The 12,277-nt window shown below is 29.4% G+C and carries 12 protein-coding genes; 1 reads left to right on the top strand and 11 read right to left on the bottom strand.

The features are described from left to right. From hydF to ACRC8M_RS12095, 10 genes are all read right to left on the bottom strand, one after another. On the bottom strand, window positions 1-835 hold an 835-nt coding region (gene hydF, locus ACRC8M_RS12140), incomplete at its 3' end, for a [FeFe] hydrogenase H-cluster maturation GTPase HydF (RefSeq protein ID WP_438529375.1). A 9-nt stretch (window positions 836-844) separates the two neighbouring features. Next, on the bottom strand, window positions 845-2,236 hold the full coding sequence (hydG, locus tag ACRC8M_RS12135) for a [FeFe] hydrogenase H-cluster radical SAM maturase HydG (protein WP_438529374.1): 1,392 nt from the start codon (window positions 2,234-2,236) through the stop codon (window positions 845-847). Then, entirely contained in the window at window positions 2,221-3,267 is a 1,047-nt protein-coding gene (gene hydE, locus ACRC8M_RS12130; RefSeq protein ID WP_438529373.1) for a [FeFe] hydrogenase H-cluster radical SAM maturase HydE, read from the bottom strand. The genes hydG and hydE overlap by 16 nt, the downstream gene beginning before the upstream one ends. 75 nt (window positions 3,268-3,342) lie before the next feature. After that, on the bottom strand, window positions 3,343-4,326 hold the full coding sequence (gene asnA / locus ACRC8M_RS12125) for an aspartate--ammonia ligase (protein ID WP_438529377.1): 984 nt from the start codon (window positions 4,324-4,326) through the stop codon (window positions 3,343-3,345). A gap of 345 nt (window positions 4,327-4,671) precedes the next feature. Next, window positions 4,672-5,388, bottom strand: a complete 717-nt coding sequence (locus ACRC8M_RS12120) for an HAD family hydrolase (protein ID WP_438529372.1) — start codon at window positions 5,386-5,388, stop codon at window positions 4,672-4,674. Window positions 5,389-5,414: 26 nt separating this feature from the next. Continuing rightward, a complete protein-coding gene (locus tag ACRC8M_RS12115) occupies window positions 5,415-6,227 on the bottom strand; it encodes a purine-nucleoside phosphorylase (RefSeq protein ID WP_438529371.1) in 813 nt (270 codons plus the stop codon). A gap of 67 nt (window positions 6,228-6,294) precedes the next feature. Continuing rightward, the gene (locus ACRC8M_RS12110; RefSeq protein ID WP_438529370.1) at window positions 6,295-7,251 is read right to left on the bottom strand and encodes a nitronate monooxygenase; all 957 of its coding nucleotides are present in this window, start codon (window positions 7,249-7,251) and stop codon (window positions 6,295-6,297) included. A gap of 17 nt (window positions 7,252-7,268) precedes the next feature. Continuing rightward, on the bottom strand, window positions 7,269-8,018 hold the full coding sequence (locus ACRC8M_RS12105; protein ID WP_438529369.1) for a phosphatase: 750 nt from the start codon (window positions 8,016-8,018) through the stop codon (window positions 7,269-7,271). Between the two features lie 24 nt (window positions 8,019-8,042). After that, window positions 8,043-9,203, bottom strand: coding sequence for a CD0519/CD1768 family membrane protein (locus tag ACRC8M_RS12100; RefSeq protein WP_438529368.1), 1,161 nt, complete (start codon window positions 9,201-9,203; stop codon window positions 8,043-8,045). Window positions 9,204-9,255: 52 nt separating this feature from the next. Next, a complete protein-coding gene (locus ACRC8M_RS12095) occupies window positions 9,256-10,077 on the bottom strand; it encodes a MerR family transcriptional regulator (protein ID WP_438529367.1) in 822 nt (273 codons plus the stop codon). A gap of 98 nt (window positions 10,078-10,175) precedes the next feature. On the opposite strand from ACRC8M_RS12095, the gene ACRC8M_RS12090 reads away from it, so the two are divergent. Continuing rightward, window positions 10,176-11,492: an MATE family efflux transporter gene (locus ACRC8M_RS12090; protein ID WP_438529366.1), complete on the top strand. Its 1,317-nt coding sequence runs from the start codon at window positions 10,176-10,178 to the stop codon at window positions 11,490-11,492. On the opposite strand, the gene ACRC8M_RS12085 is transcribed toward ACRC8M_RS12090, so the two are convergent. Beyond that, a complete protein-coding gene (locus ACRC8M_RS12085; protein WP_438529365.1) occupies window positions 11,485-12,198 on the bottom strand; it encodes a 2-phosphosulfolactate phosphatase in 714 nt (237 codons plus the stop codon). The two genes, ACRC8M_RS12090 and ACRC8M_RS12085, sit on opposite strands and share 8 nt — an antisense overlap. Window positions 12,199-12,277 lie beyond the last annotated feature (79 nt).

Here is a 12,277-nt window from a genome sequence, read left to right as displayed (position 1 = left end):
CCAAATCATTTAAATCTCCTTTTTGTCTAGCAAAAAGTATTGAAAAACTTGTCAATTTAGCTCTATTATTTAAAATTTTATCCACATTTTTAAAAGCTTGAGAATCTGTTACAACTAAATCAATATCTTTAATATCCTCTAAAGCACTTTCTAATTCAGTATCTCTTACTACATAACTTTTTATTCCGTGGTCCAAACACTCTCTTATAAGTTGGACTTGAGGTAGTATCAGCCTCCCTTTAGGAGCTTCTGAATCTACAGGCACAACCATTAAAACTTTTCCATTATAAGGAACTAAATCTCCTAGAAGTTTTGGTTCCTCTTTTTCTTTAGTTATCTCTTTCAAAATATTTTCTTTTAACTTTAAAATAGAATCTCTATTCTTTGTTGAAGCAAATATTGCTGTTGGAAATATCTTTTTTATAACATCTTTTTCATTTTCAGTTAAAAGATCCTCTTTATTTATAACAAATAAAAACGGTATGTTATACTTTTTAAATTGAATTTCCTGATCTTTATAGAATGCCATATCAATTTTTGTTGCATCCATAACTAAAATAGCAAAATCAGTTCTTTTTAATTCCTCTAAAGTTTTTTTCACTCTTAACTTTCCAAGAGGTGTATTATCCTCTAATCCAGCAGTATCTATAAATAATACTGGTCCAAATGGTAAAAACTCCATGGCTTTTACTACAGAATCAGTTGTAGTTCCTTCAATTTCTGAAACTATCGCTATATTTTGCTCTGTAATAGCATTTAAAAGAGATGATTTTCCAGAGTTAGTTTTTCCAAAAATCCCTATATGTAATCTATTTGAATTCGGGGTATTTTTCATAAGTTCCTCCTAAAGATACAAATCTCTCTCTCCATTTTTTATTTTTTCTAATTTTTCTAAAGTCAATAATTTAATATCTTCTCTTTTTATATTTTCTATCTCTCTTGCTATAACTTTCTCAACTTTTTCTGTTAATTCTAAATCTCCATAATCCATAGCATATTCCATTAAAGTCAACAGTGCATTTGGCGAGCAGACATTTTGAATGTTTCCACTTTTAGCCAATTGCATAAATCTGTCACCTGTTCTTCCCATTCTATAGCATGCTGTACAATAACTTGGTATGCAATCTTGATCTAATAACTCTTTTAATACCTCTAAAGGCGTCCTATGATCAGCTAATTCAAATTGAGTTCGAGTTCTTCCCTCTTCTCTATCTGTATATCCTCCTACATCAGCAGAAGAACCTGCACTTATTTGAGAAATTCCATATTTTATTAACTCTCTTCTTAACTCAGCGGTTTCTCTTGTTGAAAGAATCATCCCCGTAAACGGAACAGCTAATCTTATTATTGCCACAATATTTCTAAACGTCTCATCATCTATTTGATGAGGGTATTCATCTAGACTCATCCCTTCAGCTTTTTTTATTCTAGGTACAGATATCGTATGGAATCCTACTCCATAATGCTCTTCTAAATATTCATTATGCATCATCAACGCTATAATTTCATATTTATAATCTGCTAATCCAAAAAGAACTCCTGCACCAACGTCATCAATTCCTCCTTCCATTGCTCTATTAAAGGCAGTTAGATGATACTCATAATCTCCTTTTAGAGATTTAGGATGAACTCTTTCGTATGTTGGTTTATGATACGTTTCTTGAAATAAAATATATGTCCCTATTTCAGCATCTTTTAATTTTTTATAATTTTCAACTGTTGTTGCTGCAATATTTACATTTATTCTTCTTATCGAACCATTTTCAAATTTAGTTGTATAAACTGCATCGATAGCTTCTAATACATAATCAATTGGAACATTTACAGGATCTTCTCCCAATTCTAAAGCAAGTCTTTTATGCCCCATTTTTTCTAATAATTTAACTTCATTTTGAATCTGTTCTCTAGTCAGTTTTTTTCTTGGGAATTTATTATCTCTTTTATATCCGCAGTATGTACAGTTATTTACACAATAATCACTTACGTAAAGAGGTGCAAAAACAACTATTCTGTTTCCATAAATTGATTTTTTTAACTCTCCTGCAATTTCATAGAGTCTTTTCTTTTGCTTCTCATCTTTTATCTGTAGAAGAGATGCAACTTCTTTATGTGTTAGTCCCTCTTTATTGTGAGCTTTATCTAATATTCTATCTATCTCTTCATAATCTGTTATTTTAGACTCTTCCAATAGTTTTTCTATATACTCTTGATTAATAAAATTTATTTTCTTTTCCATCTGACATTATCTCCTCTTGTTAGTATCGGTTGAAAACCCGCCTCTAAAATGCTATTTTCAATCTTTAGTTTCTCTTCTGCTGACTCTTTACCTAAAAAAACCTTTCCATTATATAAAGCATATTTTTTTCTACACTCCATTGGAGAAAGATTTGGCATAATTACATTAGCTCCTGCTTTAAATCCCTTTTCTCTTCCCTTGGGATCTATTGTTCCCAAAGCAGTTGTTGCTGGTAATAATACATCTGGTAAAAGAAGCCTTATTATAGCAAGTAAAGTAATTGTATCATAAGCAGTTCCTCCCTCTTCATCTTTCAAAGGAGTATCTTCGTGTGGAATAAATGGACCAATTCCTACCATATGAGGTTTTAATTCTTTTAAAAATACTAAATCTTTAGCATAATCTATTAACTTTAGTCCAGGTAATCCTATTAAAAACCCACTTCCTACTTGATATCCGATTGCTTTAAGTGACTCTAAACATTTCTTTCTATTATCTAAAGACATATTTGGATGAAGCTCTTTATAGAGTTTCTCATTCACTGTTTCATGCCTTAATAAGTATCTATCTGCTCCAGCTCTATATAATCTTTTAAAAGACTCTTCTCCTCTTTCTCCAAGGGAAAGAGTAATAGCTATATCTGAATATTTCTTTTTTAAAGTTTTTATTATACTTTCTAAAAGTTCATCAGAAAAATAACTATCTTCCCCGCCTTGAAAAACAAAGGTCCTATATCCAAGCAAATATCCTCTATAGCAACACTCTAAAATTTCCTCTTTAGATAATCTATATCTATTAGCTTTTTTATTAGAAGCTCTAATACCACAATAAAAACAATCACACTTACATATATTAGAAATTTCTATTAATCCCCTAAAAAAAACAGTATTTCCATAATATTGTTTTCTTACTTCATATGCTTTATCTATTAAATAATCTCTGTCTTCTTCTGTTAGATTAGTAAGTAATATTTTTAACTCTTCTTGTGATAAATTATTTTCTATAGATAATTTATCTATTAAATACCTCATCCTTCACCTCCAAAAGTATATAATATACCAATTATATACCATTTTTCTCCAGAAAGACAAGCTTATTTTTATTTTTTATAGCAATGGAATATTTTTTGCTTTACACTCTTCTATTACTTCCTGAGGCCATAAAGATGCTTGAACTTCACCTATATGTAATTTATCTAAAAAGAATAGACATAACCTAGATTGACCAATTCCTCCACCTATTGTGTATGGTAACTCTCCTGCTAAAAGTTTTTTATGAAACTCTAACTCTTTTCTTCCTTCTGCTCCTGCTATCTCTAACTGTTTAGCTAATGATTCTTCTGATACACGAATTCCCATTGATGATAACTCTAAACCTATTTTTAATGGTTCATAATATACAATTATATCTCCATTTAAATCCCAATCATCATAATCTGGTGCTCTTCCATCATGCTTTTCTCCTGATTCTAAAACTTTTCCTATTTCACTTATAAATATTGCTCCGTGTCTTCTTGCATGTTCATGCTCTCTCTCTTTTGAAGTTAATTCTGGATAAAGTTTTTCTAGCTCTTGAGATGTTATAAATGTTATCTCTTCGGGTAATTTTTTTGAAAGTTGTGGATAAATATTTCTAATATAACTTTCTGTATCTTTTAATGAACTGTATATTTTTTTTACAGTTTCTTGTAAAGTTTCAGTTGTTCTATCATCCTTTTCTAAAACCTTTTCCCAGTCCCATTGATCCACATAATACGAGTGGATTGGACTTAAATCTTCATCTCTTCTAATTGCATTCATATCTGTATAAAGACCTTTTCCAGAATCAAAACCGTATTTATGAAGAGCCATTCTTTTCCATTTTGCTAAAGAGTGAACTATCACTGCATCTTGTTTGCACTTTGTATCAAAAGCTACCGCTCTTTCGATACCATTTAAATCATCATTTAAACCACTTTCAGGTGTTACAAATAAAGGTGCTGAAACTCTTGTTAAGTCAAGTTTTTTAGCTAAATCTCTTTCAAAAAAATCCTTTACTTTTTTAATTGCAATCTCTGTTTCTATGATATCCAACTTTGTCTTATACATAATACTACCTCCAATTTTTTTATAAAAATAAAAAACTCTTAACATCTCCATTAGCGGAAATAGTTAAGAGTTCTAATTTAACATAATATAATACACCTATTTAAGATGCACCTAAATAAATTTATTTAAAACAAATAAATCTACATAAATTAAATTTAAATTCTTTTTATTTCGAGATAACGGAAATTATTTATCACAAACTTCAATAAATTATTATTATTGTTATTATTATTACAATTATAATTACTATTATTGAAATTTATAGACATAACTTCCTCCTCTTTTTAAAAATTTATTTTTATTATTGGACTAATAATAAAACTTTTTTCTAAAAAAGTCAAGTTTTTTTTATAATATTTCCACATCTGCTGAAACTTTATAAATAACATCCTTTCTTTCTACAAATATTTCAGTTTTATTTTTTAAGTTTTCTTCTGTTTTTATTTTTAATAGTAGCTCTCTAGATGGGTTTATAGCTCTAGGATATCCTACTAGATTAAGCATACTGTAATCACCATTAGTATCTCCATATGCATAACTTTCTGATAGATCAATATCATACTTTTCACAAAAATTATTTATTGCTATCATTTTATTTTTTGAATCCCACATTGGAGAGATATCTCCTGAAAGCTTTCCATCTTCAAAATGATATATTGATCCACAATAATCATCTGCTCCCCATTTTTTGGCCATTCTCGAAACTAAAAAATCTGGGCTTCCAGAAATAAAAATTACTTTGTGCCCCTGCTCCTTATGCCATTTTATCATATCTCTTGTAAATCTATATACTCTATTTCCTTTCAGCTCTAATACTTGATCTGAAATAAAATCGTTATATTGAAGAGATAATCCTTTTATGGCATCAACATATGTAGTAGTTATCTCCTCTAAATATTTATCGTAATCTCCTACTCTTTCATCCCACTTTTTAAAAGCATCTTTCACTTTTAATTCGTACTCTCTAATATCAAGTAACTCATATTTTATAAGTTTCTTGAAATGCTCCGTTAATAGTGAATTTCTATAAATTGTTCCATCAATGTCAAAAAATGCTGCTTTCATACTTTAGACCTCCTATAAATTTATTATTACAGTTCTTTTACTGTTTCAGCAATCCATTTACAGAATCTCTCTCCTGTTTGATTTGCTATTTCTACAACCTCTTCATGTGAATGTGGTTTAGTAGCTATTCCTGTAGCCATATTAGTTATACAAGATATTCCTAATATTTTAATTCCTAAATAATTAGCTACTATTGATTCTGGAACTGTAGACATTCCTACTGCTGATGCTCCCATTGTCATCATCATTTTTACTTCTGCAGCTGTTTCGTATGTTGGACCTGAAGATCCTAAGTATACTCCCTCTTCAAATTCGATATTAAGTTTATTAGCTACACTTTTAGCTTTTTCAATTAAAGCTTTGCTATACGTTTCAGACATATCTGGGAATCTTGGTCCAAATCTTTCGTCATTTGATCCAATTAATGGATTTGTTCCAAAAAAGTTTATATGATCATTAATTATCATTAACGTTCCTGGTTTAAAATCTCTATTTGCTCCACCAGCTGCATTACTTACAATCATTGTCTCTATTCCAAATTTCTTGAACACATATTGAGGATATGTAACCTCTTTCATATTATACCCTTCATAGTAGTGAAATCTTCCTTTCATTACTAAAACTTCAACATTATTTATTGTACCAAAAACTAATTCTCCTGCATGCCCTGCAACTGTCGATATAGGAAAGTTTGGTATATCTTTATATGGTATTACAACCTTATTTTCAACATATTCTACCAGTCCACCTAATCCAGATCCTAAAATTATAGCTATCTTAGGTCTATTTACAACCTTAGAATTTAAAAACTCAACAGTTTCCATTACTTTATTATACATAATATTTTCTCCCCTTATTTTTTAGATAAAAAGGGTAGATCTCTCCACCCTTGTATCTTTTTTACTATTAGAATGTTATTTTTGAAAATGTTTCATCTAATCTTACTTTTTCTTCTTTTAATTCTTTCATTAATTTATCCACAATCTCTTGGCAACTTAGAGCTTCTTTAACTAATCCAGCAACTTGTCCTGACATAACACTTCCGTTCTCTATATCTCCATCTACAACTGCTAATCTTAATTTTCCTTTTCCTAACTCTTCAATCTCCTCTTTCGGAGCTCCCTTTACCTCTAATTCTAATATTGCTTTAGCAAATTTGTTATTTAATACTCTTACAGGATGTCCTGTATAATTTCCTGTTGTAACTGTTGATCTATCCTTAGCTTTTAATACTAAATTTTTATAATTTTCATGAACATCACACTCATGAGCAACTATAAATATAGTTCCAACTTGAATAGCCTCTCCTCCTAAAGCTAAAGCTGCTAAAAATTGCTCTCCACTTGCAATTCCTCCTGCAACTATAACAGGAATTGAAACCTCTCTAGCTACTTGAGTTGCTAAAGACATAGTTGTAATTTCACCAATATGTCCTCCTGCTTCTAATCCTTCTGCTATTACTGCATCTGCACCTATTCTTTCCATTCTCTTTGCTAAAGCTACTGATGCTACTACTGGTATAACCTTTATCCCAGCAGATTTTAATTTCTCCATATATACACCTGGATTTCCTGCACCTGTTGTTACAACTTTAACTCCTTCTTCTATACAAACATCTATTTGCTCTGCAACACTTTCCATCATTAACATCAAGTTAACTCCAAAAGGATTATCTGTAATAGATTTTGCCTTTTTAATCTCTTGTCTTAAAATCTCTGGTGGCATTCCTCCACCAGCAATTATCCCTAATCCTCCAGCTTTAGACACATGTCCTGCTAAATTTCCATTCGATATCCATGCCATTGCTCCCTGGATAATTGGATATTTAATTCCTAATAATTCACAAATTCTATTTTCTTGCATCTTCTTTCCTCCCAAAATTAAGAGTTTACCTCTTTCGTTCTCAACTCTTGTCTCAGCTTTAAAAATTTATCAAAAGCTTCTCTCGAACTATTTATTACCAATTCTTCTGGATAATCAACTTCCTCTAAAAGTTCAATAGCTCTTTGAAACTCTCCTATGTGACCTGAATAATGAGCATCTGTTCCTAAAGCTATGTAGCATCTCTCTTTTTTCGCTAGTTCTAACATTTTTTTACAATTTTGCTTTGAACCAACTCTTGTAATTGTTCCTAAAGAGGTGTTATTAACTTCTAACGCCACGTTATTTTCTTTAGCCGCTTTCACTATTTTTTCATAGTCTACTGGAAAAATCGGATTCCCCAGATGCACTATTATATCAGCTTTTTGCTTTTTTATCAAACTCAATATAGCTTGTGTATTTTTCTCGATATCATCTATGTTTCCATATTCATCTACAACATGGAATCCTGCTAAAATCAATTCCATATTTTCATAAATTTTTTGATTTATATCTAACTTTCCATTTTCATTTAAAATATTGGCCTCTACACCTTTTATAACTCTTACTCCTTCTATCTCCTTCGGTAAAATAGCAATATTAACAAGATGCCACCAATGTGGTGTATCTTGTAAAGCTGGCCCATGATTAGTTATTGCGATAACTTCCATACCTTTTTTAGAAGCAGCACTTATATTTTCTTCTAAAGTACTAAATGCATGAGGATTCACATTTGTATGAATATGTAAATCAATTTTATAATTTTTCATAGTTGATCTCCTTTAGTAATTAAATTACATAAAAACTGTATAAAGAATATTAGTTACTACTCCAGCAACTATTCCACCAATTGTGTGACTAAATATAGCTTTACCTGTTAATTTTCTATAACCTAAACTATCCATCATTGCCACGTGAGTACTTAAATATCCACTCCATGTCATTCCCATAGCTGTAAATACCGCAATTTCTCTAGATGTTATTGCTCCATCATTAATAAATCTAGGAACTAATCCTAACGCAGCTCCTACCGCTCCTAAAGATGTTATTGGAAAGGCCAAAGCTTTTGCACTTGTAAATCCAAAAAGTGGTTTTAAAATAAACTGTAGCTTTTCACCTATATAAGGTAATAATGCAATTCCTTGATAAGCTTCTCCTGTATAACCTTGTTGTCCTGGTCCATTAGTTAATAATAAAACTGTTGTACAAATTATTAAAACTCCTGGAATTATTTCCATTCCCATTTGTACTCCATTTTTTCCACCTTCTAGTAAAGCTTCTAGTAATCTTTCTAACACATTTCCATCTCTTATATCTCTATATTCAAAGAAATCTGAATCTACAGATTCATCTTCTAAAGGTTCTTTTTTTTCATTAAAAATCTTTTTTGTAAAATTAATCATTAGATTGACACTTACAATACTACCTACAAAAGCTCCTAAATTTCCTAAAATAACTGGGAATACAAGATTTTCATTCATACTACCACTTTGAGCTATCATAAATGTAGAAACTATAAATCCCATTCCAAAAGAAGTTCCTAAATTTGTTAAAGCTGGTAACTGATATTTCTTAAAATATTTAGTAAACCCTTTATCTGCTGATAAGCTTAAGATAGCTGGATTATCTGAAATATATGTAGTTAAAACTCCCAAAGCTGCAGCTCCAGGTAATCTATATAATGGTTTCATTAGTGGTGATAACAATTTGTTTAATATTGCGATTACTCCAAATTCTGATAAAATTCCTGCAAATGCTCCAGCAATAACCGATACTCCCATTATAAAGAATACTGTATTTAACAGTAAATCATGAGCTGTTTTTATAACAGTATTAATCATATTAATTCCACCCATTTTACTAGATGTTAAATAGATTAATGTTGAAAGTATTGCTATACACACAACACCTTCTAAGCCCATAGCTTTTTTTCTTCTTGATTTTTTTGCATCCATATTTTTTCTCCTCTTTACTTCTTTGCTACCCTATAGAATATCTTAATTTTTACTATTTTTCAAATTTTTTTATAGGAATATATATATCTATTATTCCTCCAAAGCCATTTTCAAAAGGCACTACAACTTCATTTCCTACTTCAATAGAGTTCCCTTCAATTTCAAACTTATTATCTTTTATAAAACGATATAAATTTTCATAAGTCAACTTTATCATATCAAAAGTAGTTTTATGCTTTAACATAACACAAATTTTACTTTTTAGAACCTCTTCGCCCACTATCGATTGACTATCTGGAACTAAAATACCAATTTTACTTAATGGTAATTCTGATCCTTCGTATAAATCATGTTTTTTTACCTCTGATATATAGATTATCTCTTCTATATTATTTTTATTCCCTAACCTTTGTAATTTATCATATGTTTCTGCTATTTCTTTTTGGTCCAAAGGATTTTTTATTTTTATAAAATAGACCTTCATTTCTTTTAAGTTAACTATTTCAACTTTCTCTTCTAAATTACTTAACATCTCTTTTAAACACACTATTTTTTCAGTTATTCTATTTTTACTTTTTCTCAACTCATCAATTCTTTTATCTATATCATAAATTTTTTCCTCTAAAAACTCTATATTTTTAGTTGGATTTTTTACTTTAATATAATTCCTTATCTCTTCTAAAGAAAAACCCGCTTCTTTTAAAGTTATAATAAAAAATAAATCCCATATTTGTGAATTAGAATAATATCTATATCCATTGACTTCATCAACATATTCTGGAACCAATATATCTTTTTTATGATAGAAAATAAGAGTTTGTTTTGAAATATTAGCTATTTTTGCTAGTTCAGAAATTTTATATCTATTCTTCATATTTTCTCCTTGACAATATAGTTAAGTATATAGTTTATAATAACACATATAACTATTTATTTATATAATATTATTTTAATTTCATAGAGGAGAAAAAAATGTCACAAAATATCACTTTAGAAAATGGGTGTGTCAAAAAATTATTTTTTAAATTCGCTTTACCTAGTATCTTAGGAATGTTAATTGTTTCCCTTCAAATTATGGTAGATGGTCTTTTTTTAAGCAAGGGAGTTGGAGCACAAGGTCTAGCTGCTGTTAATCTATCTATGCCTCTTATTAATTTGTTACTTAGTATTGCTCTTATGATTTGTATTGGTGGTGGAGTTTTAGTTGGAATTGCTTCTGGAAATGGGAATGAGCATAGAGCTAAAGGTCTTACAAGTCTAACTTTAGTTTTACTTTTAACAACGCTTCTAATAATATCTGTTTTTCTATTATCAAACTTTGAAGCGGTTATAATGCTTTTAGGATCTAATGAAGAAACTTATGTTCTTGTTAAGAAATATTTAGCTATACTTATCCCAGGTTCTATATTCTTTAGTATGCCTATCTTTACTGAAACTTTTGTTAGAATAGCTGGTAAACCTAATCAAGTTTTTATTAGTGGTTCTGTTTGCTTTATTGCTAACGTTTTTCTAGATTACATATTTGTTTTAAAATTAGGTATGGGAATGGAAGGAGCTGCTATTGCATCATGTTTCGCAAATATGTTTGGAGCCTTAACTCTTTTTCATCATATGCGTTTTGGAAAAATAATATGTACCTTAAAAGATATTAAAGAGATTTTTTACAATGGTAGCTCTGAGATGCTCACTGTTATTTCAAGTGCTATCACTATATATATTTTCAATATTATTATAATGAAAAATATTGGTATATTGGGAGTATCTGCATTAACTATTGTTTTTTATATTAATTCAATTGTTAATATATCTCTTTATGGCCTTTCTCAAGCCTTGCAACCTATAATTTCATATAATTTAGGAGCTAATAGAATTGATAAAATTAAGGATGTACTTAAAGTTGCTTTAAAATCTGGAGCAGCAATTGGACTAACAACCTTCATTGGTATGCATATATTTGGTGATAATATAATCTATCTTTTTTCAAATGGAAATAAAGAGCTAGCTGATTTAACTAATAGAGCTATATTTTTCTTTACATTTGCATATTTATTATCATTTATTAATATAATATCTAGTAGTTTCCACACATCTATTGAAAAACCTTTTGAATCAGCATTTATATCTTGTGGAAGATCAGTTATATTTGTATTAATTCCTCTCTTTATATTGCCTATATTCATGGGAGAAATTGGCATTTGGTTAGCTATTCCAATTGCTGAACTTATTTGTCTTAGTATTAGTATTCCATTAATGAAAAAATCATTAAAAAAACTTCCTCTTTCTATTTAAGAGGAAGTTTTATTTTTCCATTTTCATAAAATGGAGCAATATTGAAAATATCTACATTTATACAATACTCTAAATCATCTTCATAGCCTATAGATTTCAAATAACTATAGTGTTTACTTTCAGACAAAACTTCTTTTATATCTGAAGTCAAATCCGCTATTTTTTTCAATGCTAACCCTAGATCATTCATTTCTAATTTAATTTTTTCAGACATTTTTTTTATAATCATTCCAGCACATAGTCCATCATCCAATGAAAATTCATCATCTGTTCCTGCACAAAGAATAACAACATCTTTTTTACTCTCTAAAAGTTTTTTAGAAATAGCAGATATATTTAAATAGCACGCAATATATAAGTTATCTGCACTTAAAGCATTTTCTATAGCTCGTGTTCCATTACTTGTTGTCATAAAAATCTCTTTTCCTTGAACTTCCTCTTTAGTAAACTCTAATGGAGAATTCCCAAATTTAAATCCCTCTATTTTAAGTCCTTTTCTCTCTCCTGCTAAAAATCCATCTTTTTTTACTTTCCACTTCTCTTTCGCTTCATCTATCTCTTTAAATGGATAAATACAACTGGCACCATTCTGTAAAGCTGTAACCATAACTGTTGTAGCCCTCAAGACATCAATTACAACAACATTTTTTCCATTAAACTCCTTTTTTAAGGCACATCTTGCTGATTCTAAAACTTCTACTCTCATATTTAATCATCTCCTTATTTTTATATAATATAATATTTCTTTTGAAATTTAAAGAATTATGTGGTACTAATAGTAATAA

The organism is Cetobacterium sp. (assembly GCF_051653945.1).
GTDB lineage: Bacteria > Fusobacteriota > Fusobacteriia > Fusobacteriales > Fusobacteriaceae > Cetobacterium_A.
This window is presented reverse-complemented; position numbering and strand designations above follow the sequence as displayed.

Coding starts and splice junctions, on each gene's coding strand:
- hydG (WP_438529374.1), bottom strand. CDS start 2,236: ATGGAAAAGAAAATAAATTTTATTAATCAAGAGTATATAGAAAAACTA.
- hydE (WP_438529373.1), bottom strand. CDS start 3,267: ATGAGGTATTTAATAGATAAATTATCTATAGAAAATAATTTATCACAA.
- ACRC8M_RS12120 (WP_438529372.1), bottom strand. CDS start 5,388: ATGAAAGCAGCATTTTTTGACATTGATGGAACAATTTATAGAAATTCA.
- ACRC8M_RS12115 (WP_438529371.1), bottom strand. CDS start 6,227: ATGTATAATAAAGTAATGGAAACTGTTGAGTTTTTAAATTCTAAGGTT.
- ACRC8M_RS12110 (WP_438529370.1), bottom strand. CDS start 7,251: ATGCAAGAAAATAGAATTTGTGAATTATTAGGAATTAAATATCCAATT.
- ACRC8M_RS12105 (WP_438529369.1), bottom strand. CDS start 8,018: ATGAAAAATTATAAAATTGATTTACATATTCATACAAATGTGAATCCT.
- ACRC8M_RS12100 (WP_438529368.1), bottom strand. CDS start 9,203: ATGGATGCAAAAAAATCAAGAAGAAAAAAAGCTATGGGCTTAGAAGGT.
- ACRC8M_RS12095 (WP_438529367.1), bottom strand. CDS start 10,077: ATGAAGAATAGATATAAAATTTCTGAACTAGCAAAAATAGCTAATATT.
- ACRC8M_RS12090 (WP_438529366.1), top strand. CDS start 10,176: ATGTCACAAAATATCACTTTAGAAAATGGGTGTGTCAAAAAATTATTT.
- ACRC8M_RS12085 (WP_438529365.1), bottom strand. CDS start 12,198: ATGAGAGTAGAAGTTTTAGAATCAGCAAGATGTGCCTTAAAAAAGGAG.